The 25,547-nt window shown below is 66.0% G+C and carries 19 protein-coding genes and 1 pseudogene; 7 read left to right on the plus strand and 13 right to left on the minus strand.

Annotated features, from left to right (window positions below; genetic code table 11):
* Positions 1–22 precede the first annotated feature (22 nt).
* Complete coding sequence (gene xacC, locus NKF06_RS06250) at positions 23–883, minus strand: pentonolactonase XacC (RefSeq protein ID WP_253244849.1); 861 nt, start codon at positions 881–883, stop codon at positions 23–25.
* A 74-nt stretch (positions 884–957) separates the two neighbouring features.
* Positions 958–1,719, minus strand: a complete 762-nt coding sequence (locus tag NKF06_RS06255; RefSeq protein WP_253244850.1) for an SDR family oxidoreductase — start codon at positions 1,717–1,719, stop codon at positions 958–960.
* Between the two features lie 100 nt (positions 1,720–1,819).
* Between NKF06_RS06255 and NKF06_RS06260 the strand changes: the two genes are divergently transcribed.
* The 6 genes and pseudogenes from NKF06_RS06260 to xacK all read left to right on the plus strand — a co-directional run bounded on the left by NKF06_RS06260 (position 1,820) and on the right by xacK (position 8,439).
* The gene (locus tag NKF06_RS06260) at positions 1,820–2,584 is read left to right on the plus strand and encodes an L-arabinose 1-dehydrogenase (RefSeq protein WP_253244851.1); all 765 of its coding nucleotides are present in this window, start codon (positions 1,820–1,822) and stop codon (positions 2,582–2,584) included.
* Between the two features lie 296 nt (positions 2,585–2,880).
* Positions 2,881–4,191, plus strand: coding sequence for an ABC transporter substrate-binding protein (locus tag NKF06_RS06265; RefSeq protein ID WP_309142114.1), 1,311 nt, complete (start codon positions 2,881–2,883; stop codon positions 4,189–4,191).
* 54 nt (positions 4,192–4,245) lie between these two features.
* Positions 4,246–5,199 carry a xylose/arabinose ABC transporter permease XacH gene (gene xacH / locus NKF06_RS06270; RefSeq protein ID WP_253244853.1) on the plus strand — a complete coding sequence of 318 codons (954 nt, stop codon included), beginning with the start codon at positions 4,246–4,248 and terminating at the stop codon, positions 5,197–5,199.
* A gap of 2 nt (positions 5,200–5,201) precedes the next feature.
* The gene (gene xacI / locus NKF06_RS06275) at positions 5,202–6,131 is read left to right on the plus strand and encodes a xylose/arabinose ABC transporter permease XacI (protein WP_253244854.1); all 930 of its coding nucleotides are present in this window, start codon (positions 5,202–5,204) and stop codon (positions 6,129–6,131) included.
* 3 nt (positions 6,132–6,134) lie between these two features.
* Positions 6,135–7,286, plus strand: a complete 1,152-nt coding sequence (xacJ, locus tag NKF06_RS06280) for a xylose/arabinose ABC transporter ATP-binding protein XacJ (protein WP_253244855.1) — start codon at positions 6,135–6,137, stop codon at positions 7,284–7,286.
* Between the two features lie 2 nt (positions 7,287–7,288).
* Positions 7,289–8,439 (plus strand): annotated as a pseudogene (gene xacK, locus NKF06_RS06285) (xylose/arabinose ABC transporter ATP-binding protein XacK).
* Between the two features lie 375 nt (positions 8,440–8,814).
* On the opposite strand, the gene NKF06_RS06290 reads toward xacK, so the two are convergent.
* A complete protein-coding gene (locus NKF06_RS06290; protein ID WP_004972176.1) occupies positions 8,815–10,053 on the minus strand; it encodes a xylonate dehydratase in 1,239 nt (412 codons plus the stop codon).
* Positions 10,054–10,233: 180 nt separating this feature from the next.
* On the opposite strand from NKF06_RS06290, the gene NKF06_RS06295 reads away from it, so the two are divergent.
* Positions 10,234–11,682 (plus strand): 2,5-dioxovalerate dehydrogenase, encoded by a 1,449-nt coding sequence (locus tag NKF06_RS06295; RefSeq protein ID WP_058828570.1) that lies wholly within the window; start codon positions 10,234–10,236, stop codon positions 11,680–11,682.
* A 304-nt stretch (positions 11,683–11,986) separates the two neighbouring features.
* Here NKF06_RS06295 and xacR read toward each other — a convergent pair whose 3' ends face one another.
* From xacR to NKF06_RS06345, 10 genes are all read right to left on the minus strand, one after another.
* A complete protein-coding gene (gene xacR / locus NKF06_RS06300) occupies positions 11,987–12,742 on the minus strand; it encodes an HTH-type transcriptional regulator XacR (protein ID WP_042663580.1) in 756 nt (251 codons plus the stop codon).
* Positions 12,743–13,363: 621 nt separating this feature from the next.
* Positions 13,364–14,791, minus strand: a complete 1,428-nt coding sequence (locus NKF06_RS06305; RefSeq protein ID WP_253244856.1) for an MATE family efflux transporter — start codon at positions 14,789–14,791, stop codon at positions 13,364–13,366.
* Positions 14,791–15,639 (minus strand): polysaccharide deacetylase, encoded by an 849-nt coding sequence (locus tag NKF06_RS06310; protein WP_253244857.1) that lies wholly within the window; start codon positions 15,637–15,639, stop codon positions 14,791–14,793. The genes NKF06_RS06305 and NKF06_RS06310 overlap by 1 nt, the downstream gene beginning before the upstream one ends.
* The gene (locus NKF06_RS06315; protein ID WP_253244858.1) at positions 15,636–17,576 is read right to left on the minus strand and encodes an IucA/IucC family siderophore biosynthesis protein; all 1,941 of its coding nucleotides are present in this window, start codon (positions 17,574–17,576) and stop codon (positions 15,636–15,638) included. Before NKF06_RS06315 ends, NKF06_RS06310 begins: the two co-directional genes overlap by 4 nt.
* Positions 17,573–18,952, minus strand: a complete 1,380-nt coding sequence (locus NKF06_RS06320) for a lysine N(6)-hydroxylase/L-ornithine N(5)-oxygenase family protein (protein WP_253244859.1) — start codon at positions 18,950–18,952, stop codon at positions 17,573–17,575. The genes NKF06_RS06315 and NKF06_RS06320 overlap by 4 nt, the downstream gene beginning before the upstream one ends.
* Positions 18,949–19,587 carry a GNAT family N-acetyltransferase gene (locus NKF06_RS06325; RefSeq protein WP_253244860.1) on the minus strand — a complete coding sequence of 213 codons (639 nt, stop codon included), beginning with the start codon at positions 19,585–19,587 and terminating at the stop codon, positions 18,949–18,951. The genes NKF06_RS06320 and NKF06_RS06325 overlap by 4 nt, the downstream gene beginning before the upstream one ends.
* The gene (locus NKF06_RS06330; RefSeq protein WP_253244861.1) at positions 19,584–21,365 is read right to left on the minus strand and encodes an IucA/IucC family protein; all 1,782 of its coding nucleotides are present in this window, start codon (positions 21,363–21,365) and stop codon (positions 19,584–19,586) included. The genes NKF06_RS06325 and NKF06_RS06330 overlap by 4 nt, the downstream gene beginning before the upstream one ends.
* Positions 21,362–22,918, minus strand: a complete 1,557-nt coding sequence (locus NKF06_RS06335; protein ID WP_253244862.1) for an aspartate aminotransferase family protein — start codon at positions 22,916–22,918, stop codon at positions 21,362–21,364. Before NKF06_RS06335 ends, NKF06_RS06330 begins: the two co-directional genes overlap by 4 nt.
* Complete coding sequence (locus tag NKF06_RS06340) at positions 22,915–24,345, minus strand: diaminobutyrate--2-oxoglutarate transaminase (RefSeq protein WP_256477237.1); 1,431 nt, start codon at positions 24,343–24,345, stop codon at positions 22,915–22,917. The genes NKF06_RS06335 and NKF06_RS06340 overlap by 4 nt, the downstream gene beginning before the upstream one ends.
* Positions 24,346–24,572: 227 nt before the next feature.
* Positions 24,573–25,547 (minus strand): IucA/IucC family C-terminal-domain containing protein (locus NKF06_RS06345; RefSeq protein WP_305882045.1); only part of this gene is annotated, 975 nt, incomplete at its 5' end.

The following is a 25,547-nucleotide window of genomic DNA, read 5'->3' on the forward strand; positions in this document are numbered from 1 at the left end:
CGCGGCCGCTGTCCGCTCCGGCTCAGTCCAGCCGAACGTCAGAGCGAAACTCGGGGCGACCGGACGCCGCCACGTCGAGGCGGAACAGCGCACCCGCGTCCTCGTCCTCGTCTGCTCCGCCGTCCGGGTCGCCGCCGGCGGTCGTCACGTAGAGCGAATCGAGGTCGGGTCCGCCGAACGCGACGCTCGTCACTTTCTCCGTCGGCACGTCGAATCGTTCGAGTTCGGTCCCGTCGGCGTCGTACTTGACCACACAGCCCCCCTCCCAGCGGGCGGACCAGATGTCGCCCGCCGAATCCACCGTCATGCCGTCCGGTAATCCGGGCGTCGCCGGCGATTCGACGAACCGCTCGCGGTCCGAGACGGCTCCCGTCTCTTCGTCGTAGGCGTACCGATAGATGGTGTGTGCCTCCGTTTCCGTGAAGTAGAATCGTTCGCGGTCGCGGGTGAAACCCATCCCGTTCGGGATGCCGACGCCGGTCTCGACCGTCGTCACCGTCCCGTCGGTGTCGAGACGGAACAGCCGCCCGTCCCCGGATTCCGCTGGCATCGTCCCGCAGAACACCCGTCCGGCGGGGTCGGCGATAACGTCGTTGAACCGGGTCGGCGATTCGACGATTTCGGTCACTCCCGTGAGTTCGCCGTCGACGACGCGCCCGACGCGGCCGCGGTCCATGAACGCCAACAGCGACCCGTCGCGCTGAATCGTCACGCCGGCGAGAACCGACGTTTCGATGGGACAGTCGTGCGCTCCCGTCTCGGGGTCGTAGCGGTGGAGCCGCCCGCTTTCGATGTCTACCCAGTACAGCCGCTTTTCGTCGGGGTGCCAGACCGGCCCCTCGCCGAGTCGGCACGACGTGTCGACCACTCGCGTGACAGTCATGGCCGTTCGTTCGCAACCGACCGCAAAATACGCTTCCCCGTTTTCGGGGGTCGCCGCCGCTCCTGTCGCCGCCTTCAGAAGTGCGAGAGCTTGTCCCGCCGGTAGAGGTCGAGCGAGAGCACCGTGTTCGGCGACCGCTGGCGGACCGCGTAGGCGATGGCGTCGGCGACCTCTATCGCCTCCGTCACCGACCCCTCCTCGAACGACTCTTCGAGCGTCTCGCCGCTCTCGGAGCCGAACTCGGTTCGCACCTCGGTCGGGTTGACGCAGGTCACGCCGACGTTCTCCTCGCCGATGGACCCCTGCAGGCTCGATGCGAACCCGCGGACCCACCACTTCGTCGCGGCGTACACCGGGTTGTGGGGTCGCGGGTGGTTCCCGGACATGCTCCCGAGGAAGACGATATTGCCCTCCGACTCCACGAGGTGCGGAATCGCCTCTCTGGCCGTGTAGAACATCCCGTCGACGTTGACGCCGGTCATCAGTCGGTACTCCTCGTCGGTGAGCTCCGCGACCGGTTTGTCGACGCCGAGGCCGGCGTTGCAGACGACGATGTCGAGCGAGCCGAACCGCTCGACCGTCGCGTCGACGAGCGCCCGGACCGCGTCGGGGTCGGTCACGTCCGTCGGCACGACGCTCACGGCGGCGTCCGTCGCCGCGCGAATTTCGTCCGCGAGCGATTCCAGTCGCTCGACTCTGCGGGCGGCGAGACACACGTCCGCGCCGTCCTCGGCGAGCACGCGCGCCGTCGCCGCGCCGATTCCCGAACTCGCTCCCGTGACGAGCGCCGTCCGCCCGTCGAGCGGGTTTTCCAAAGCGGTTGGTCGGTCGACCATACGCCGTGATTGTGACCCTGTCCCATACGTGTTTTCCCCGTGGCAATCCGGCGACGGACGCTTGGAACACGTTTAATAGACTTCCGTCGATTGTCATGGTATGGCACGTATTGCGGTCACTGGAGCGGCTGGCAACGTCGGGAGAGTCACAGTCGAGACGCTGGAATCGGACCACGACGTGACGCCCATCACACACCGAGAACGCGAGGGGCTCGACAGCGTCATCCTCGACGTTCGCGACGAAGACGCGCTGACGGAGGCGTTCGAGGGCCACGATATCGTCGTTCACCTCGCGGCCAACCCGAACCCCGACGCGGCGTGGGACAGCGTCTACGAGGTCAACATCGGCGGCACGTACAACGTCTACGAGGCGGCGCTGGCGGCCGACGTCGACCGACTCGTCTTCGCCAGCACGAACCACGTCCACCAGATGTACAACATTGCCGACCCGGCCCGTCCGGAGACGCTGGCCGCCGACGCCGAGGCGATCAGCGTATCGGACCCGCCGCGCCCCGACTCGTACTACGGCGTGAGCAAGGTGTTCGGCGAGGCGCTGGGCAACTACTACGCGGACCGACACGGACTGGAAGTACTCAACCTCCGCATCGGGTGGCTCCTGACGGCCGAAGAGGTCCGCGAGAAGATGGACGAGGAAGAAGCGGTCGCGCGCTACGTCCGTGCGATGTGGCTTAGTCCCGACGACTGCGCACAGGGGATGCGTCGGGCCGTCGAGGCTCCGCTTCCCGACTCGCCGCTCGCGGTCAACCTCGTCTCCGCGAACGACGACCGGTATCTCTCGCTCACGGAGACGATGCGCGCCATCGGCTACCGCCCGCGAGACAACTCGGCGACTGTCGTGGAGTGAGCGGCGACCGAGGCGTGACGTGAGCGGGAAATCAACCCGTCGCGAGGTACGCCGCGGCTGACGACGTCCCTCCCCGCTTGCCGGTTGGTTCGGTCGTCGAACGCGGTTTGGAATTATTTTTCAGAACATACACTATGAAATATTTTTGAAACGCATTGATTCAACCCTTCCGTTTTTATATCATCATCAGTCATCCACAACCTATATATGAGGGAAGATAACATGGATACAACATGGCTGAGCATGGCTGTAGCGATGAAAGTGTGAACCGTCGAAAGTACCTGAAGGCCCTGTCCGTGGGTGCCGCTGCCGGCCTCGCTGGATGTACCGGGGGTGGCGGCTCCGACACCGAGACCACCGAGGGCGGGAGCGACTCCGGCGGTTCCGGCGGCGACACCGAGACCGGTGGGGACAGTTCAGGCAGCACGTGGGACTCGCAGCTCGAAGTCCTTCACGGCTGGGCCGGCGGCGACGGCGAGGCGGCGGTCACCGCGCTCATCGAGGCCTTCGAGGAGGAGCACCCCGAGATGGATACGAACTTCCAGGCGGTCGGGGCGAGCGCGAACGTGAACCTCAACGCGACGATTCTCCGACGGCTCGCGAACAACAACCCGATGAGTTCGTTCGCCAACTGGCCGGGGAAGAACCTCGAACGGTACTCGGGCGCGCTGATGGACCTCGAAGCCGACGTGTGGGACGCCGAAGGGTTCAAAGACACCATGCAGGCCCGCGCGGTCGAACTGTGTAAGTTCAACGACAAGATGCCGGCGGTCCCGCTCGGGTCCCACCGGATGAACAACCTGTTTTACAACACCGCCGTCTTCGAGGAGGCCGGCATCGACGCGTCGAGCCTCGACAGCGTCGACGACGCGCTCGACGCGCTCGAAACCATCGACCAGAACACGGACGTGACGCCGATGGCGCAGGCGATGGTCGCGCCGTGGACGAACCTCCAGCTCTGGGCGCAGATTCTGACGAGCCAAAGCGGCGTCGACGCGTACATGAACTTCATCGAGGGCAACCCCGACAGGGCGGCCGTCGTCGAGGCGCTCGAGGCGCTGAAGACGATCAACGAGAACTACATCACCGCTGACGCCTCGTCCATCAGCTTCACGACGGCGGGCCAGAAGGTCATCTCGGGGAAAGCAGCTACCATCCACCAGGGGAACTGGGTGTACGGTATGTTCCGCGCCGACGACAGCTTCAACTACAAAGAGCAGTGGGACTGGATACCGTTCCCGGGCACGGAAGGTATCTACTTCTACCACGTGGACTCCATCGTCGCGCCGAGCAACAACCCGAGCCGCGAGGAGACCATCGCGTGGCAGAAGTTCGTCGGGACGAAGAAGGCCCAAATCGCCTTCAACAACCCCAAGGGGTCGGTTCCGCTCCGCACCGACATCGACCCGAGCGAACTGACCGACTTCCTCGCGATGACCTACGAGGACCTCACCGATTCGGAGGCATACCCGCCGACCATCGCCCACGGACTCGCCGTCACGCCCAAGACGATGGGCGCGTGTAAGACCGCCTTCGGCGACAACTTCATGGGGCCGTTCAAGGTCGAAGCCACCGCCGACGCGCTTATCGAAGCGGTCTCGGAGTAAGCCTTCGGCCGAAACTACACCTTTATCACTCACAAATAAAATATAGGTATATTCATGGCCACACACGATAACACGGAGCACGTCTCTGACACGCCCGACGAGGCGGTCGGGTGGGAGTCGAAGCTCCAGTATTTCCTCAACAGCGACTTCGTTCGCTCCGCGCCGTACTGGGGAATCCCGTTCGTCCTCATGAGCATCGCCGTCTACGGTGGCATCGGCTACAACTTCGCCATCTCGTTTACGGATTACGAGGGCCTCGGAACCCCAGATTACTCCGTTCTCGACCTGGAGATGTACGCCCAGGCGCTGTCGAGCGACGCGTTCATCGCCGCCGCGCAGAACAACTTGGTCCTCCTCGTAGGCTTTACCACAATCTGTCTGGTGCTCGGTCTGTTCCTCGCAATCCTGTTGGACCACGGCATCCGCTTTTCCGAGAAGTTCCAGACAGTGTATCTCCTCCCGATGAGCCTGTCGTTCGTCGTCACCGCACAACTGTGGCTCTGGATGTTCAACGTCGAAAGCGGCATCCTCAACCTCGTTGTGACGACACTCGGGTTCAATCCGGTGGACTGGCTGGGGAATCCATCAATCGCGCTCGGTGCGGTGATATTCGCCCTCATCTGGCAGTTCAGTGGGTACACGATGGTCGTCTACCTCGCGGGGCTCCAGTCGATTCCCGACGACCAGTTCGAGGCCGCCCGCGTCGACGGCGCGAGCATCACTCGGACCTACCTCCGCATCATCGTCCCGCAACTGAAGGAGGCGTCCGTCAGCGCGGCCGTCGTGCTGATGGTGTTCGCGCTGAAGGCCTTCACCTTCCTGTACGCGCTCGTCGGCCGCTACCGCCCGCCGAACGGGACGGACATCCTGGCGACGCTCATGGTGCGCCGCGCGTTCAAGTTCGGTGAGTGGGCCTACTCGGCCGCCATCGCGACCATGCTCCTCGTCATGGCGCTCGGCGTCATCGGACCGTACCTCTACTACCAGTACAAACAGGGGAGTCTCTGACCATGTCACAGTCGTCACCTACAGGCAGCTTCGACGTCGCATCGCTCGTCGAGGACGTGAACCTCCGGCGCGTCGCCCAGTACGCGCTCGTCGTGTTCTTCCTCGGCTTCTTCCTCGTCCCGTTAGAGACGGGAATCATGACCGCCATCAAGACGAACGAGTCGGTTGCCCGCTCGCTCCCCTTCGCGCCGCCGGTCGGCGAGGGCTTCACCCTCGGGAACATCCAGTTCGCCCTCGAACAGCTCTCGGGGTCGTTCTTCAACTCGCTCATCATGTCGATTCCGGCGACCATCGGCAGCGTCCTGTTCGGGAGCATGGCCGCCTACGGCCTCACGATGGTCAACTGGCGGGCCCAGATGGGCGTGCTGATGCTCTTCGTCGTCGGCGTCTTCGTCCCCTACCAGGCCGTGTTGGTCCCGCTCGCGCGCTTCTGGAACAACATCTTCCCACTCGCGCGGATGATAGAGCCGATGGTGGCGTCGATCCCCTTCTTCCAGGGGTACCACGCCGACCTCGTGCCGCTTGTCATCACCCACATCGCCTACGGGATTCCCATCTGTACGATACTGTTCCGGTCGTACTACCAGAGCCTCCCGAACTCGCTCGTGGAGGCCGGTAAAATCGACGGCGCGAGTATCACGAAGATTTACCGGCGCATCATCCTGCCCATCTCGAAGCCGATGTTCGGCGTCGTGTTCATCTACCAGTTCACGCAGATTTACAACGAGTTCCTCTTCGCGTTCACGCTCGTCACCGGGTCCGACGCGCCCGCGGCACCGGTCACGCTGGTGCTTCCCGCAATCGGGGCGTCGACCTCCGGCATCGACTTTGGCATCAGGATGTCTGCGGCGTTCCTCGCCGCGGTTCCGACGCTCATCCTGTACGTCGCGTTCGCCGAGCAGTTCGCCAAGGGACTTCGTACGGAGGCCTAAGCTATGGGACAGATTCAACTCACCGACCTGACGAAGCGCTTCGGCGACACGGTCGCCGTCGACGACCTCTCGCTCGACATCGCCGACGAGGAGTTCCTCGTGCTCGTCGGCCCGTCGGGTTGTGGGAAGTCGACGACGCTCCGGATGCTCGCCGGCCTGGAGACCCCGACCAGCGGGGACATCTACATCGGCGGGGACCACATGAACTACCGCGTCCCGCAGAACCGCGACATCGCGATGGTGTTCCAGGACTACGCGTTGTACCCCCACATGACCGTCCGGCAGAACATCCGGTTCGGGCTGGAAGAAGAGGAGGGATACACGTCTGCGGAGCGCGACGAGCGCGTCGTCGAGGTCGCCGAGACGCTCGGTATTAGCGACCTGCTCGACCGCAAGCCCGACGAACTCTCCGGCGGCCAGCAACAGCGGGTCGCCCTCGGCCGCGCAATCGTGCGCGACCCCGAGGTGTTCCTGATGGACGAGCCGCTGTCCAACCTGGACGCCAAACTGCGGGCGGAGATGCGCACCGAACTCCAGAATCTGCAGGACCAACTCGCCGTCACGACCGTCTACGTCACTCACAACCAGACGGAGGCGATGACGATGGCCGACCGCATCGCCGTCATGGACGACGGCGAACTCCAGCAGGTTGCCTCGCCCTTCGAGTGCTATCACGAACCGAACAACCTGTTCGTCGCGGAGTTCATCGGTGAGCCGATGATAAACCTCGTCCGCGGGACGCGCTCGGAGACGACGTTCGTCGGCGAACACTTCTCGTACCCGCTCGACGAGGACGTGATGGAGTCCGTCGGCGACCGCGACGACCTCGTCTTGGGGGTGCGCCCCGAAGACATCGTAGTCGCCGACACGGATCCCGACGACGCCGCCATCGGCGACCACGAACTCCAGATGGACGTGACTGTCGTGGAACCCCACGGCGACCAGAACGTCCTCCACCTCTCGCACCCGGACCAACCCTCCGACGACGACGCGCTGCAGGCGGTCACGGGGGGAATGCACCTCGTCACGCGGGGTGACCGCGTCACGGTGAGGATTCCCCCGGACACGATTCACGTGTTCGACGCCGACACCGGAACCGCGGTGCACAACCGCCGACACGACCAGGAAGCCGACCTCACAGAACTCGAACAGTAGCTATGGCACGATTGACACTCGACGACGTAACGAAGGTCTACACCGACGACGGCGGCGGCGACATCGTCGCCGTCGAAGAGATATCGCTCGACATCGACGACGGGGAGTTCCTCGTGCTCGTCGGTCCCTCGGGATGCGGGAAATCGACGACGCTCCGGATGATGGCGGGGCTCGAAACTGTCACGGAGGGCGAACTTCGACTCGAAGACCGCGTCCTCAACGACGTGTCCGCCCAGAACCGAGACATCGCGATGGTGTTCCAGTCGTACGCACTGTACCCGCACAAGAGCGTCCGCGGGAACATGTCGTTCGGCCTCGAAGAGTCGACCGACCTCCCGGACGACGAGATACGCCAGCGGGTCGAGGAGACGACCGACATGCTCGGCATCTCCGACCTGCTCGATCGCAAGCCCGGACAGCTCTCGGGCGGGCAGCAACAGCGGGTCGCCCTCGGCCGCGCAATCGTGCGCGACCCCGAGGTGTTCCTGATGGACGAGCCGCTGTCCAACCTGGACGCTAAGCTGCGGGCGGAGATGCGCACCGAACTCCAACGCCTCCAGGAGGAACTCGGCGTCACGACCATCTACGTCACCCACGACCAGACCGAGGCGATGACGATGGCGACCGCGTCGCCGTCCTCGACGACGGCGAACTTCAGCAGGTCGGGACGCCGCTGGACTGCTACCACCGGCCGAACAACCTGTTCGTCGCGGGCTTCATCGGCGAGCCGTCGATGAACTTCTTCGACGGGTCGCTTTCGGGCGACATCTTCCGCGGCGACGGCTTCGACTACCCGCTTTCGGACGCGACCAGAGACCAGATCGGCGACGCGAGCGACCTCACGCTCGGCATCCGACCCGAGGATATCGAGGTCGGCGAGCGGCGCTCCGGTGACCGAACCTTCGACGCCGAGGTGGTCGTCGTCGAGCCGCAGGGCAACGAGAACACCGTCCACCTGCGGTTCGCCGAGGGCGGCGAGGGGGCTCGGTTCACCGCGACAACCACCGGACGGTCGAGGGTCGAATCGGGCGACCGGACGACCGTCTCATTCCCCGAGGACGCGATTCACCTGTTCGACGGGGAGACCGGCAACGCGCTGAAGAACCGAGAGCTCCCGTCGAACCGCGCCATCGGCGCGTTCATCTCCGACTGACGACCCGGTCGACACTCCTTGCCGCCGTCCGTTCTTCACCCCCGCGGACCGCTTGGGCACCCCACTTCCTCGGACTGACCATCCACACCACTTCTGGGACTAACCATCCACACCACTTTTCGGACTGACCACCCACACTTCTCTCGTCTTCTGTTCGCAAGCGCTGCTCGTAGTCAGTACTCGTCTCCTATCAGCACGGTCGCTGCTGCGCGAACCGCGTCGCTCCGGTATCGAACGACTGCGAGTAAAAGGCGGCCGCGGCGGACGCGCCACGAGCGGTGAGACGCTCACATCTCTCGGCTGTGGTGTCGCGTACGCGTCCAGTCGGTGTGTTATGTCAGGCTGATACGGCCGCTGTGGGACAATCCCGCTCGTCTATTCCTCGTCGAAGAGCGTCTCCCCTTCGACCATGTGTTCTCCGACGGCGTCGAGGTCGAGCGTCAGCCCGAGGCCGGGCTTCTCGGGAATCTCCATGCGACCGTTCTGAATCAGGTCGTCCTCCTCGACGAGGTCCTCCCACCAGCCGAGCTGGTAGGAGTGGTACTCGAGGGCAAGCGAGTTGGGGATGGCCGCGGCGACCTGCGCGGAGGCCATCGTCCCGATGGGCGACGAGACGTTGTGCATCGCCACGGGGATGTAGTACATGTCCGCGAGGTCGGCAATCTTCCGCGTCTCGCGCATGCCGCCGACACGAGGCAGGTCGGGTGCGATGATGTCTACCGCCTGCGGTTCGAGCAGCGTCCGCTGGCCGAACTTCCGGTAGACGTTCTCGCCGACCGCGATGGGCGTCGTCGTGGACTGGGTCACGAGCTTCTGCACGTCGTGGTTCTCCGGCGGCACAGGGTCTTCGAGCCACCACACGTCGTAGTCTTCCAGCTCGGACGCGAGGCGCTTGGCGCTCCCGCCGGTGAAGGACCAGTGGCAGTCGAACGCGACGTCGGCGCGGTCGCCGACGGCCTCGGTGACGGCCTCGACGATTTCGACCTTGTGGTCGATTTCGGGGTTGCGGAGGTGGCGGTTCGCGCGGTCCTTCTCGTGGCCCGAGGGCACGTCGAGGTCGAACTTGATGGCGTCGTAGCCGAGCTCCTCGACCACGCGGACGCCCTCCTCGGCGCAGGCCTGCGGATTGGCCTCGTCTTCGGTGTGGAGGTCGCAGTAGACGCGCACCTCGTCGCGGTACTTCCCGCCGACGAGCTGGTAGGCGGGCACGTCGAGGAGCTTCCCGGCGACGTCGTGAAGCGCGATTTCGATGCCCGAGATGGCGGAGATGACCTTGCCCGAAACCGAACCCTCGCCGGACATCTTCTGGACGAGGTGCTCGTAGAGACGGTCGATGTCGAGGGGGTTCTCGCCGACGAGGAACGGTTTCATCCGCTCGATGATGGCGGTGTCGCCGCCGCCCCAGTAGGCCTCGCCGGTGCCGACGACGCCTGCGTCGGTGTAGACGCGGACGAGAATCCACGGGTAGTTCCCGTCGACCATCGTCGTCTGTACGTCCGTGATTTCGGCGTCGCGGACACCGCCTCGCGGATTCGTGATATCCATCGTCTCCGCGGACAGGTCGCGCATCGTGTACTCCGCGTTCGGGTCGCTAAGCTTCGCTTGCTCAACCATTGCGCACGTATATCTCGAAAGCCACTACAAAAGTGTGTGGGTTGGTAGTTCGTCGCTCAGTTCACGTGTACGCCCCGAGCACTAACCGTCGCTGTCCTCCGAGCACCGACCGTCGCTCGCGGCTTACAAATGGTGACAATTTCGCAAGAATTGTATGTCGGAAGAGAGAACACACGAGCGATGACGGAACCCAGTAGAAACTACGTCAACGGTGAGTGGGTCGCCTCCGAGACCGGCGAGACGGCCGAGGTGACGAACCCCGCGAACCCGAGCGAGGTAGTCGCGACGTACCAGCACTCGAACGAGAACGACGCTGCAGCGGCCGTCGACGCCGCCGTAGCGGCCGAAGACGAGTGGCGAAACACGCCCGGTCCCGAGCGCGGGCGCATCCTCCGCGAGGCGGGCACGCTCCTCGCCCAGCGGAAGGATGAACTGACGGAGATTCTCATCGCCGAGGAGGGGAAGGCGCGGCCCGAAGCGGCGGGCGAGGTACAGCGCGCTATCGACATCTTCCACTACTTCTCGACGAAGGCCGCCGACCTCGGCGGCACGAAGAAGGGTGCGAGCGGACCGAACACGAACCTCTACACGCGCCAAGAGCCCGTCGGCGTCGCGGCGCTCATCACGCCGTGGAACTACCCCATCGCCATCCCGGCGTGGAAGCTCGCCCCGGCGCTCGCCGCCGGCAACACCGTCGTCCTGAAGCCCGCCTCCATCGCGCCCGGCGTCGTCATCGAAATCGCCCGCGCACTCGACGAGGCCGGCCTTCCAGACGGCGTCCTCAACGTCGTCACCGGGCCCGGTAGCTCGGTCGGCAGCGAGTTCATCGGCAACGAGGGCACGGACCTCGTCTCGTTCACCGGCAGCAGTCAGGTCGGCGAGATGGTCTACGAGCAGGCCACAGACGCCGGCAAGCGCGTTCAGACCGAACTCGGTGGGAAGAACCCGACGCTCGTCGCCGACTCGGCCGACCCCGCCGAGGCCGCCGACATCGTGGCTAACGGCGGGTTCGGAACCACCGGCCAGTCCTGTACGGCCTGTTCCCGCGCTATCGTCCACGAGGACGTGTACGACGACTTCGTCGCTGAACTCGTCGACCGCGCGGAGTCCCTCGACGTCGGCCCCGGAACCGACCACGAGATGGGCCCGCAGGTCAGCGAGTCCGAACTCTCCTCGACGCTGGAATACATCGACATCGCCGAGGGCGAGGGCGCAACCCTCGTCGCCGGCGGCGGCGTCCCCGAGGGCGAGGAAGTGGAGACGGGCCACTTCGTCGAGCCGACGGTGTTCACCGACGTCGACCCCGACATGCGTATCGCACAGGAGGAGGTCTTCGGTCCGGTCGTCGCCGTCATCAAAGTGAGTGACTTCGACGAGGGGCTTGCGGTCGCGAACGACGTCGACTACGGCCTGTCGGCCAGCGTCGTCACCGACGACCACACCGAGGCGAACCGCTTCGTCGACGAGGCCGAAGCCGGCGTCGTGAAGGTCAACGACAAGACGACCGGCCTCGAACTCCACGTCCCCTTCGGCGGGTTCAAGCGCTCCTCGTCCGAGACGTGGCGCGAGCAGGGCGACGCGGGTCTCGACTTCTACACCATCGAGAAGACCGTCTACGACAACTACTGAGCGGCTCCCTGCGGTCGTCGATGCGACCGGCTGCCATCGCCTCGTTCTTTTTTCTCGTCTCTTCTCATCTCCTCTCTTTTCCTCTCCCATCACCTGCACTCTCACCCGGCCGATACCGTCGGCTCAGCCCGCCCCAAACATGATTCTCTATAACAGAACGAGACTCAACGGGTTATCGCAGCCTGAGTTACACGCATAGCTATGTAATCTTAAGCCGTGGTCACACGCCGAGAGCTGTGTTAACACGGTTCCACATAGAGAATTCGAGGGGCTCGCGGCCTGTTCCGAGATAGCAAACGGGGCGTCAGTAGTTGATGTTGAGTTCGACGACGTTCGCCGCGCTCAGGACGCGTTCGGGGAGCGACCCGTGGAGGTCTTCGTCGCTGACCCGGCTGGCGGGTGCCGAGACGCTGATGGCTCCGAGCACCTCGCCGGAGGACGATTTGATGGGTGCCGCGAGACAGCGCAGCCCTTCGAGACGCTCGCCGTCGTCGATGGCGTAGCCCCGCTCCCGGACCGCTTCGAGCACCTGAAACAGCTCCTGTCGCGTGCCGATGCTCTTCGGCGTCTTCTGTTCGAGACCGTGGCGTTCGATTATCTCGTCCACCCGGGACTCCGGGAGGTTCGCGAGAATCGCTTTCCCGAGGGCGGTCGTGTGCAGGTTCGTTCGGAGGCCCGCGTAGGTGTCGAGGTCGACGGCGTCGTCGCCTTTCGCCCGCATCAGGTAGACGCCCATCCCCTGTTCTTCGACGAGCAGGTTGGCGAGTTCACCAGTGTCGGCGGCGAGCGATTTGACCTCGGGTTCGGCGACCTGATACACCTCCATCGACTTCCGACTGTGACCGCCGACTTCGAGGAACTTCAGCCCGACGCGGTAGTCGTCGCCGTCCTTCAGGACGTATCCGTGTTTCTGGAGGGTCGTCAGGTGGTTGTGGACCGCGCTCTTTCCCATGTCGAGGTCGCTCGCCAACTCCGTGACCCCACAGGGACCTTTCTGCATCAACTCCTCGACGAGCGCCAGTGTCTTCTCGGTGGTTCGCACCGGATGTTTGGCGTCCATAGCTACTCGTTGTCAAGTATCTGAATAAGTGTTCTGGTCCGGAGAACGGTGACGCCGAGTCGCAGAAGGGCGTCCCGTTCGACTCGGAAAACCGCTTTCGATGGTTGATGCTGAGCGTAGCGCGAGAGTCAGCGGTGGGCGTTCATGAGTTGGACTTGTCACGGCACCCGCCGCCGACTCGCGCGTACTGGTATGACTGACACGTCACACGGTCGGACCGCTCGCGCCGACCACGCGTAACCTCGTGCCGGTGCATGATAGTTCTTGGCATGGGTGTAGAGCTTGCCCGCGTCTGCGCCCCGCCGGCGCCGGCCGGCATCGATGCCCTCGCCTTCCGTGCCGATATCGGTTTCGAGCGATCACCTCTGAAGTTGTCGGAATAATTACACAAATCAACTCAGAATTTATATGCTTTTCTCCGTCCGTATCTGTTCATTCGTTTTCGACTGGTGGTTCATCTACTACGGTACAAGCTGTTATGTTCCTCACGGCGCGGTCGTTTGCGACGGGCTCTGATCCCGGCTCGCGACGCGAAGAACTGTCAGATCCTCACGACCAAACAATCAAAAATTCGAGGGGTGTTACGTCTTCGTGCGTCAGCCGCTGACCGCCCCGCGGGCGTCAGTCGTCGCCGGCCGCGGTTCTCATCAAACCGCTTCGAGAGAGTGAGCGCCGCCGGACGGTCCGGTAGAACCACAGCGATGCGGCGCCGCCGCCGACGACGTTCGAGGCGGCGAACGCGACCCAGATACCACCGGGACCGACGGCGTTCGCCCCCCACAGCGCGGCCGGAATCCGCACGACGCCGAGCGCGAGGATGACGATGAGCGACGCCGCCGTCGTCCGACCCGCCCCGCGCAGTCCGCCGGTGAATACCCGCATCAGGCCGACGAATCCGAACGAGGGGGCAATCGTTCGGAGGAAGGAAACGCCGGCGTCGACGACGGTCGCGTCGGTCGCGAACAGACCGACGAGCGGGCGGGCGGCGACCCAGACGACGACGCCGCAGGCGCTCATGACGCCGAACAGGAACACCGCGGCGAAGCGGTTGGTCGCCGTCGCGCGGTCAGTCGCTCCCGCGCCGAGGTTCTGTCCCGTCATCGTTTCGACCGCGCTCGCGAACGCGACCGTCGGGAGGACGACGACCGAAAAGACGCGCGTCCCGACCCCGTAGCCGGCGACCACGCCGGTCGAAAACAGCCCAACGACGGCCAAGAGGAGGTTGATTGAGACCGCCCGTCCGGTCTCTTCGAGGGCGGTCGGCAGGCCGAGTCGGAACAGTCGCCTCGCGGCCGTGGCGCTCGGGACGAACTGCCTCGGTCGGAGTCGGAGCCCACGCCGTCCGTCGAGGAGGATGCCCACACCCACGACGGCGGCCAGTCCGCGACAGCACACCGTCGCTATCGCCGCCCCGCGGATGCCGAGTTCGGGCGCGCCCCACCACCCGAAGACGAGCACCGGGTCGAGGACGACGTTGAGCACGACCGACCCTGCCATGACGAGCATGGGTGTGACGGTGTCGCCGCGGCCCCGCATGAGTGAGATGAACGCGTAGAACGCGAACACGAACACCATCCCCAGCGAGACGATGCGCATGTAGGTGGTCGCGAGCGGGAGGACTGTGGGTGACGCGCCCATGAACGCGAGCACGTCGTCGACCGCGACGTAGGCGACAGCGCCGACGCCGACGGCCGCGATGGTCGTGTACGTGAGCGTCTGCGCCGCGGCCCGCTCCGCATCGAGCGATTCACCCGCACCGGTGTGTTGGGCGACGAGGACGCTCCCGGCGATAGACAGTCCTAGTCCCAGCGAGAGGAACAGGAACACCAGCGGGAACGCGAACGAGATGGCCGCCAGCGCCTCGGTGCTGTACCGGCCCAGCCAGAGCGTGTCCGCGACGTTGTACGCCGTCTGGAGCAGGTTCGTGACGACGATGGGTGCCGCGAGGTAGCAAAGCGGCCTCGCAATACCTCCCTCGGTCAAGTCGAACTCCGACGGGTCGACGAACAGGCCGTCGAGGCGCTTCCGGAGCTTCGTCGCGCGGCCCATCAGTCGTATCGGTCGCGCCAGTAGCGCGCGAGTTCCGCACAGGTCGTCACCCACGTGTCGCCGGTCGAGAGCATCCGCTGGAGCAGGGATTCGAGCGCGTCGACGCGGCTCGCCCGGCCCACAATCTGCGGGTGCATCGTCAACACGAACAGCCGACCGCGTTCGCGGATGCCGTCGAACTCGGCTTCCCACGTGTCGAACACCGGGCCGTGCGGCGAGATCCCCGACTGGAACTCGAACGTCGGCCCCATGTTGAACCCCCAGTAGACGAAGTCGTCCAACAGGTAGTCGTTAGGAATCTCCACGAGGTCGCGGTCCTCGCGGAGGTACGGCATGTCCGTATCCTGCCACGAGGCGTCGTACAGCATCCCGGCCTTCTCGACGAGGTCGAGCGTCTGGTCGCGCATCCCGCCGACGGTCCGGTAGCCGACCGGGGGCTCGCCGGTGAGGTCTTCGAACACCTCGACGGTCCGTCGGAACTCGGTCGCCTCGCGCTCGGCCGACATCTCACGGGGCGAGACGTGCGTGTAGCCGTGGTGGGCGATTTCGTGGCCGTGTTCGTGGAGGAGTTTCACCGCCTCGGGCCACTCTTCTGCGACCTTGCCGGGGACGAAGAACGTGCAGTTCACGTCGTACTTGTCGAACAACTCGACGAGCCGCGGCACGCCGACTTCCGGCCCGTAGTCGCCGCGGTAGTCCAACCGGGCGAACTCCGGGTCGAGCGCGGCGGCCGCGCGCCACAGTTCGTTGGCGTCGAGGTCGAACGTGAACGTCGCCGCGGCGCGGTACTCGCCCCACGGGTCCGGCTTGTGGTTCGAATCGACGCGCGCGAACAGTTCGTCGCTCATCGGTCGCTCCCGTCTCCCCCTGTTCGCACCGCCGGTTCGAGGTCGAAAAGCGCGTTCGAGACGGTCCCGTGGGCCGTCACCGCCGGCGGCGCGTGGTCGTCGTCGTAACCGTACTCAACCAGTCGGTTCCGGTTCAGACAGAGCTTGTCGTACTCCGGTTTGAACAGGTCGAACAGCTCGAAGCGGTCTTCCAGTTCCGGGAACCGCTCGTGGTACCGCTCGATGCTCGCGCGGACCTGCCGCCACAGGCGAATCTCGTCGTAGCCCTCGCGGCGCTCCAGCAGGTCGGCCACGTAGCGCAGGACGCAGACGAACAGCGTGCCGACGATGTGCTGACACATTCCCTCCGGCGACTTCCGGTGGATGATATCGTCGTGTTCGTACAGGTCGTCGGGGAGCCTGTCGAGTTCCGGCAGTCGCGTCTCGCTGACCGCGATTTCGTCCACGTAGTCCTTTACCGCCAGCCGGGTCGGCCGACCGTCCCGCAGGACGAGCATCGTGTTCGTTCCGTGGGGCATGAACACCATCCCGTAGCGGTAGAGGTAGTGCAACAGCGGCGGTAGCAGCACGTCGAAGCAGTCGGCCAGCCACTCGTCGATAGAACAGCCGGCCCGCTCGGCGAGCTTGGAGACGACGGGCGTGCCGTCGGCGTCCTCGTGCATGAGCGCCGAAAGCGTGAGCACCTGCTCGTCGTCGTCGACGAGGGCCTCGACGCTCTCGCGCCACACCGCCCCGAGCAGTTCGTGATACTGGTACGGCGCGTCGTCCAGTTGCGAGAACTCGGGATGGTCGTAGTTGAGGCTCGCAATCTCGCCCGGCAGCACTAACTCGCAGTCGTCGCGGAGGAACGGGTCGTCGTCGCGAATCGACTGCACGTACTCCGTGACCCGCGGCGCGGCGCGCGCCTGCTCGCCGGGCAGTCCCCGATAGACGATGGTGTTCAGCACGCGAATCGGGACCTTGACGTGTGGCTTTTCGGGGTCCGAGAGGTTCGTCAGCGTCCGCACCGACTGCTGCGGGAGGTAGCTGTCGGGGCCGGTCCCCAGCGGGACGATATCGCCGGCGGCGATGTCCTTGGCGAACAGTTGCGCGACGGTGTTTTCCCACTGCCACTCGTGGACCGGGAGGTAGTAGTAGTCGTCCGGGTCGTGGCCGCCGGCCCGGAGCGTCGCGTCGAACTCCGCCGCGGCCCCGCCGAGTTGCTGGGCCATCAGCGACTCATACCGCAGGCCCTCGACACTCCGGAAGTCGGCGCGGTCGCGGCGCGCGGCGACCCAAACGAGCGACTGCGGCGTCTTGCGTTCGGGCGCGTACGCCCGGTAGTCGTCGTAGCCAAAGCCGATGCGGCCCTTGCTGATGGTGAACCACGGGTGGCCCTCCATCTCGCCTTCGACCGCGGCGTACGGCATGTCCAGTAGGCTCTCGTCCGCATCCGCCTTTCGGGCGTCGATGTGGGCGTCGGCGACCAGCGTGTTGTTGTACTCCCGAACGAGGTGACTCGCCGTCTCGGGGGCCACGCCGAGCGACTCCCGCGCGTCGAGGAGGAACTGGACGGGGTCGGTCGCGGGCCGCCAGCCATCGGCGTCTCCGCCTCTCTCCGACTTCTCGCCGGCGTCTCCGCTCTCTGTCTCGCCACTATCGCCGTCTGCCCGTCGCTCGATGCTGTCGGGGTCGACACGATAGCTGTCGAACGGTCGCGATTGGGCCGCAAACCGGTAGGAAACGCCGTCGTACTCGAGGCGGTACCGGGTCCACTCGCCGTCGGAACCGCGCGCTTCGGGGTCGAGCAGTTCCTCGTACAGGAACTCCTCGAACAGCTTCGTGAGCAGGTCGTGGCTCACGTTCGTCCACCGGTCCGCGTCGAGCGCGGTCCGGAGCGTCTCCAGTCCGTCTATCCGTCCTGTCCGTCCGTTCGTCCGCAGTTCTGGTCCGTTCATTCGTCTTCCTCCGCCGTCGATGCCGCCGCGGTCGCGCCGCCGGTCGTTTCGAGGAACCGCTCGACGGCGAAGTCCTGAAACACGGTGTCCTCGTCTTCGGGGTAGACCGTTCGGTCGCAGAGTCGGTTCACGATGTGCGCGTTGCGATAACAGCCGAGGCCGAGGTCGGGCGCGCCGACCCCGTGGGTGTGGCGCTCGGCGTTCTGGACGAAGATGCGCCCCGTCACGTCGTCGTCGAGGCGCAGTCGGTAGTCGTCGGTGACGCGGTAGCGACCCCTGTCGTCCCACTCGATGCGCGATTCGAGCGACGAGAGGAAACTCGGCGTCGGCCGGTGGTAGCCCGTCCCGAGGACGACGACCTCGCTCTCGTGGGCGAACGGCGTCTCGGACTGCCACTGCTCGCAGTCGAGACGGTAGCGCGGCCCGCCGGGACCGGACACCCGCTCGATGCCCTCCACCGAGGTCATGGCGAACAGCCCCACGTCGGGGTCGCGGTCGCCGATGGAGCGACGGTAGAGTGCGTCGTATATCTCGGCGCTGGTGTTCACGTCGATGCCCTTGTACAGCAGGTCCTGTTCGGGGTACACCTCGTCACGGGTCTCTTGCGGGAGGTCGTTGAAGTACGACGTGTACTCCGGCGTGAAGTGCTGGAGTCCGAGCTTCGAGTACTCCATCGGGAAGAAGCCCTCCGAGCGCGTGAGCCAGTCGAGCCGGTAGTCCGCGTCGGCCTGCGCCTCCAAGAGGTCCAAGAACACCTCCGCGGCGCTCTGGCCCGACCCGACGACGGTTATCGAGTCGGCGTCGAGACACCGCTCTTTTCGGCTCCGATACGCCGCGGTGTGGAACACGTCCCGCTCGGGGTGCCCGCCCAGATTTTCGGGGACGTGCGGTCGGCTTCCGACGCCGAACACCACGTCTTCGCCCCGGTAACGGTGCTCCTCACCGCTTTCGGGGTGGCGGGCGGTCACCTCGAAGTAGCCGGCGTCGGCGTCGGACCACTCGATGTTCGTCACCCGGCGTTCGAACCGGCAGGCGTCGAGTCGCCGGCTGACCCAGCGCAGGTAGTCGTCGTACTCCCGCCGGGGAATCTGGAACGTCTCGTAGAAGTAAAACTCGTAGATGCGGCCGGTCTCCCGCAGGTAGTTGAGGTAGCTGTGGGGACTCGTCGGGTCGGCCAGCGTCACGAGGTCCGCGAGGAACGGCACTTCGAGGGTCGTCCCCTCGATGAGCATCCCCTCGTGCCACGCGAACTCGGCGTCCTGTTCGAGGAACACCGCGTCCACGTCGTCGGGCGCGTCGTCGAGCATGGCGGCCAGTCCGAGGTTGAACGGCCCGAGGCCGACGCCGACCACGTCGTGGACGGGCGTCTCGCTCATCGGTCCACCCCCGTCTCCACGCCGAAAAACCGCTCGCGCTCGCAGTGCATCAACAGCGCTTCCTTGTCGGGGAGGTCGATGCGTTCCTGCGGTTCGTAGCCGCACCGCTCGAAGACGCGGATAGCGATTTCGTTGCGAACGTCCGGTTCGCTGACGACCCGCTCGGCGTCAGTTGCGCGGAACTGAAACGCGGTAATCGCCCGCAGGAGCGGCGCGGCGTAGCCGTGCCCGAGGTACTCCGGCGGCCCGATGAGCAGGTGGACGCCGCGGTCTTTCGGCTCCGCGCCGTAGCGCTCGCCGACCACGTCGTCGGCCGCGCGGTACGTCTCCCAGTAGCTCATCGGCGTGTGGTCCAGCAGGCCGACGTAGGGCGTGAGATGGTCGTCGTCGAGTTTTTCGTTGAGCTTCGCCCGAAACGCCGCCTCCGGCAGGTCGAGTTGCCAGTACGGCTTGACATGGTCGGAGCCGAACCACGCGCAGAGCCGGTCGAAATCGAGGGCCGGGTCGACCTCGGCGAACGCCACGGTCCGGTCGATGCGCTCGTTTCGAACCCGATACGCGTACTCGCGGGCCGCGCCCGCTCGCGTCGTCGCGGTCGCGGTCGTAGTCGCCGGGTCGGCGTTCGAACCGGTCATGGCGTCGGCACCTCCAGTTCCGTGACCAGCGGGTTGTCGATATCGGCGTACACCGACTGGTTCGCCAGCGAGCCCTCCAGTTCGTCCATGTCGTGGAACCGCGTGAGCAGGTTCGCCTTGCAGGGAATCGTCTCTTTCGTGAGGAGGTCGTCGAGGAGCGACGACGACGGTCGGTCGTACCGGCGAAGCGATTCGAGTTCCTCGCGGAGGACGCCCAAGAGGCGTCGCTCGTCGACCAGCCCGGCCGTGCCGAAGGCGTTGACGAGGCCGAGGGCGTTGTTGATGATGACGTAGTACCGGATGCGTTCGTCGGCGACGGCGTCCGGACAGACGGTGTCGGCGCGCTCGCCGATACCGGGCAGGAGCGCGTTCACCTCGTCGTACATCGACTCGGGGAGGTAGTAGCCCTGATTGTCGCGGTAGCGGAACGTCTCGGGATAGCCGCCGTCGAGAGTCAGGACGCTGTTCTGCTGGTGGGCTTCGACGCCCAGCCCGCGTTCGAGATAGAGCCACAGCACCGGCCGGACCGACAGTTCGAGGTACTGACGGAACCAGTCTTCCGCCACCGCGTCGGTCGGTCGCCCCTCGTGGTCGGCGATTCCCTCGACGAGCGTCGCCAGCCGCGACGACCCGTCGCCGAGGTGGTCCTGACAGAGACCGACCACGGGCGTCGCGTTCGTCGCCGCGTTGCCGCGGAAGGGGTTCTCGCGGAGGACGGTTTCGAAGCCGGATTCGCCGTCGTCGAGGTCGACCGTCAGGTACGCCGGGTCGCGGACGACGTCGAACGCCGGGAACCGCTCTTCGAGGTCGTCGCCGAGTTCGGTATTCAGCAGTTCGGTGATGGCGACGCCGCGCTCCAGTTCGGGGAGTTTGTTCGTCCGCTCGGAGTTGGTGATTTTGACGTTCAGCGACCCCTTGACCATGAATGGCGCGTCCGGCGAGTACAGCGTCCGCACCGAGGAGGTCGGGTAGAACTCTCGGCCGACCTGGCCGACGTATTCGAGGCCGTCGCCGAGGTGCGTCTGCACTTCGGGTTGCGCGCGGAGGTAGTCCGCTTGCCACGGGTGGACGGGAATCAGCACCCTCTCGCTATCGACGTGTTCGGCGACGAACGACTCGGGGACCGACTCGTCCGCCCGGAGCGCCGACGCGACCCACTCGGCCGCCGAGTCGTCGCGCGCGGAGTCCTGCGAGACGAGCGAGGGGTCGGCGCTGAAGTACGCCAGCGGGAACGACCCGCGGAGTTCGGGCGCGTAGGTCCGCGACTCGTGGTCGGGGATGCCCTGCCTGCTTTTGGGCGTCGGGTGGAGCGGGTGACCGAAGACGAGCGACTGCTCCGCGTTGCGGAAGGTGGTGTCGAAGCCGTACAGTCGCTCCTCGTCGCCGCGGCGCCCCTCGACGAACTGTTCGATATTCTGACAGCTCTTGACGACGCGAAGGAGCAGTTCGTCGGCCGCGCCGGTGTCGTCGCGGTCGAGTCTGAGTTCGGTCGTGACGAGCGTCACGAGCATCGTGTACTCGAGCGGGAGCGTCTCGCCCCGGGGAAGTCGGTAGACGCCGGGCAGGTCGAACAGGTGTCGGTCCGTCGGCGACCGGTACGAAAGCGGGACGTAGAGGTCCACGCCCTGATGGAACAGCGGCGCGTGGACGACTTCGTCGGCGTCCGTCTCGACCGGTGCGTCTCCGGCGGGGACGACGGTGTAGTCGCCGGTCTCCCGGAGGTAGCAGTTCAGGAAGCTGTGTATCGTCGCTGACTCGGCTGTGTCGTTCGGGTTCATGCGTGTTGGTCGTCGGTTGTCGTTTCGAGTTCGGTTCCGCGGGTCGAAATCTCGCGCAGGAGTTCTCGGAGGTCCTCGCGCGTCGTTCGGGGGTTCAAGAGCGTCAGCTTCAGGCACGTCTCGCCGTCGACGGTGGTGCGAGCCACCACGGCCTCGCCGTCGTCGAGGAGGGAGTCGCGGATGGCCTCGTTTAGGTCGGCGACGCGCCGTTCGCCTGCTGTGTCGCCGGTCCGCCCGGTCTCAGGGACGTACCGGAAGACGACGACGTTCAGGTCGGAGTCGTGGACGAGGCGGAGGTCGGGGTCGGCCTCGACGAGCCTCGCGGCGTCGTCGGTGAGGTCGATGGTGTACTCGACCATCGACGCCAGTCCCTCGCGGCCGAGCGCCTGCATCGTCACGAAGGGTTTGAGCGCGTCGAATCGCCGGGTCGTCTGGACGGACTTCGAGACGAGGTTCGGAACGCCCGCGTCGTCGTCGCGTTCCGGGTTCAGGTAGGCCGCGTTGCGGTCGATGAGGTCGTACGCCGACTCGTCGCGGACGAGCACCGCGCCGCAGCTAATCGGCTGGTAGAACAGTTTGTGGAAGTCGACCGCGACGGAGTCCGCGGCCTCGATACCGGCGAGTTTGTCGGCGTGGTCGTCGCTCAGGGCGAGCGCGCCGCCCCACGCGGCGTCGACGTGGTACCAGCAGTCGAGTTCGGCCGCGCGGTCGGCCAGCGGGCCTAACGGATCGATGCTCCCGAAGTCCGTCGTCCCGGCGGTCGCGACGATTGCGAACGGGCGCTTTCCGCGCTCGCGGAGGTCAGAGACCGCCTCGTCGAACGCTTCCATCGACAGGCAGCGGTCGTCGTCGGTCGAGACGGTGACGACGGCGTTCTCGCCGAGACCGAGGTGCGACGCGGCCTGTTTGGCGGTGAAATGGGCGTCAGCCGAACAGAGGATGCGCAGGTCTCTCGCCTCCGGTGGGAGGCCGGCCTGTTGTACGTCGACGCCGTACTCCTCCAGGAGGACCCTGTTGCGCGCGAGGAGCAGGCCGACGAAGTTCGACTGCGTGCCGCCGCTTGTGAACACGCCGTCGCCGTTTTCGTAGCCGAACAGGTCGCACAACTCGTCGACGAATTGCCGTTCGAGTTGTGTCGCGGCGGGGCTCTGGTCCCACGAGTCCATCGACTGGTTCGTCGCCGTCAGGAGCACCTCGGCCGCGAGCGCGGGAATCGTCGGCGGACACTGGAGGTGTGCGACGCAGGTCGGGTCCGACACGCCGACCGAGTTCCGCAGAACCGGCTCGGTGCGGTCGAGCGCCGCGACCAGGCCGTCGCCCTCGTGGGGAAGCATCTCGAACCGGGCGAGCGCGTCGTCGAGCTCCTCGGGTGTCGCCCCCGAGTACGGCGTCGCCTCGTCGGCGAACTCGTCGAGAACGAGATCGCACGCCCGCCGAATCGCGTCCCGGTAGCGCGCTCGGTCGTCGTCGTCGCCGCTCAGGAACCACTTCGCGGCGTCCGGTCGCGGGTCGTGGCGCTCGCCGTCGGCCTCGACGCCGCCGACGCCGTTCATGCGGCGACCTCCCGGCGGCCGTCAGCGTCGACCTCCTCGATTGCGGCCTCCACGGCGTCCGCGAAGATGCTCCCGATGGCGTCCACGTCGTTCGGAGTGACGACGAGCGGCGGGAGGAACCGGACGACGCTCCCGTGGCGGCCGCCGAGTTCGACGATGAGCCCGCGGTCGAAACACGCCGCGCGGACGGCGTCGGCGAGGTCCGGATGCGCCGGGAAGCGCCCGCAGGCGTCGGGCTCCCCCGCTGGGTCGACGAGTTCGACGCCGAGCATCAGCCCGCGACCGCGCACGTCACCGACGGCGTCGTGAGCGCGCTTCGCCGCGTCGAGGTGGCCGCGGAGTCGGTCGCCCATGCGCGCGGCGTGGCCGTCCAGGTCGTGTTCGAGCACGTGTTCGATGGTGGCGATGCCGGCGGCCATCGCGAGTTGGTTCCCGCGGAAGGTCCCGGCGTGTGCGCCCGGCTCCCAGACGTCGAGCGACTCGTCGTAGACGACGACCGAAAGCGGGAGCGACCCACCGATTGCCTTCGAGAGCGTGACTGCGTCGGGGACGATGTCGGCGTGTTCGAAGGCGTACAGCTCGCCGGTCCGGCCGAGGCCGGTCTGAATCTCGTCTACGACGAGCGGGATGTCGCGCTCGCGGGTCACCCGCCGAATCTCGCGGGTCCAGTCGTCGGGCGCGGGAATCGCGCCGCCCTCGCCCTGGACGAGTTCGACCACCATCCCGGCGGGGTCCGTGATGCCGCTTTCGGGGTCGTCGAGAGTTCGCTCGACGTACCGGGCGGCGAGTTCGTGGCACTCCTCGCCGCCGACGCCGAACGGACACCGATACTCGTACGGATACGGGAGGTGGTGTACGTCGGGCATCAGTCCCGGCACGTCCTCCTTCGGGTCGGTGTCGCCCATCAGGCTCAGCGCGCCGTTGGTCATGCCGTGGTAGCCGCCCTGAAACCCGAGGACGCTCCGGTTGCCTGTCGCCGTCTTGACGAGCTTGAGCGCGGCCTCGACGGCGTCGGTCCCGGCGGGGCTACAGAACTGCACCCGCGCGTTGTCGGCGAACTCGTCGGGGAGGCTGTCGAACAGCGTGTCGACGAACCGCTCTTTGACGGGCGTCGTGATGTCGAGGGTGTGGAGCGGGCGGTCCTCGGCGAGGACGCGCTCCATCGCCTCGACCACCTTCGGGTGATTGTGCCCGAGCGCGAGCGTGCCGGCCCCCGCGAGGCAGTCGTAGTACTCCTCGCCGTCCATGTCGGTGACGGTGACACCCGAAGCCTCCCGTATCGCGTGCGGGAGGTGTCGGGGGTAGGTCCGCGCGCTCGACTCGCGGGCGGCCTGCTGTTCGAGCAACGCCTCGTTGCCGGCCGTCGGGTCGGTCATCGCGCTGTCCTCCGCCGATTCGTCGTCGGTCTGTCGCTGTCGAGCATACAGTTTTAGGCTAGCCTAAAAATACAAAAAGTTTACTGCAGTCACACCTTTCGTGAATAATAAATCGGCAGCGCGGCCGCTACTCGGTCGCCGCGGAGCGTCCGCGACGACCCGCCTTCCGCCGCTTTCGGCGGTTTTCTCCGCCCGAACGCCCACCCACGCACCGGCCGCGTTGGGTCGAGTCGAGTTTTGGGCTTCGCGTCGGCCGCTCGCGTCGCCGCCGCGTCAGCTCACCGCTCCCCGTCGAACTCCGTCACCAGCGGATTGTCGACCTCGACGAAGAGCGGCGCGTCGTCGAGGGAGTCGTCCAGTTCGTCGATGTCGTGGAACCGCGTCAGGAGGTTCGACTGGCGCGTCAGCGTCGGCTCGGAGAGCAGCCGGTCGAGGAGCGACGACCCCGGCGCGTCGATCTCGCGGAGCGATTCGAGTTCCTCGCGGAGCGTCGCGAGCAGTCGCCGTTCATCGACCAGTCCGCTCCGGCCGAGCGCGCTGACGACGCCGAGCGCGTTGTTGAGAATCGTCCAGTATATCATGCGCTGGTCCGCGATGTCGTCGCCGCAGACGGTGTCCGTCCGCTCGCCGACGCCGGGGAGGAACTCGTCGAGTCGGGCGTACCGCGATTCGGGGAAGTAGTAGCCCTGATTGTCGCGGTAGCGGAACCCTGCTGGGTAGCCGTCTTCCAGCAGGACGACGCTATTCTGCTGGTGGGCCTCGACGCCGAAGCCGTACCGGAGGTAGAGCCACAGCACCGGTCGAAGCCCGACCGAGAGGTACCGCCGAAACCACGACTCGGCGACCGCGCCCGGCGACCGCCCCTCGCGTTCCGCGAGCGTCTCGACGATAGTCCCGAGTCGGGAGCGACCCTCGCCGATGGGGTTCTGACAGAGTGCGACCACGGGCGTCGCGTTCGTCGCCGCGTCGCCGCGGAAGGGGTTCTCGCGGAGAACGGTCTCGAAACCGGACTCGCCGTCGCCGAGGTCGACGGTGACGTAGGCCGGGTCGTCCACGAGGCCGAACTCGGGGAACTCGGCGTCGATAACGTCGCGGAGGCCGGCGTCGAGCAGTTCGCTGACGGCGACGCCGCGCTCCAGTTCGTGGCGCTTGTTGACCCGTGCCGAATTGGTGATTTTGACGTTCAGCGACCCCTTGACCATGAATGGCGCGTCCGGCGAGTACAGCGTCCGCACCGAGGAGGTCGGGTAGAA

The sequence above is a fragment of the Haloferax sp. AB510 genome, assembly GCF_024136985.1.
Classification (GTDB): domain Archaea; phylum Halobacteriota; class Halobacteria; order Halobacteriales; family Haloferacaceae; genus Haloferax.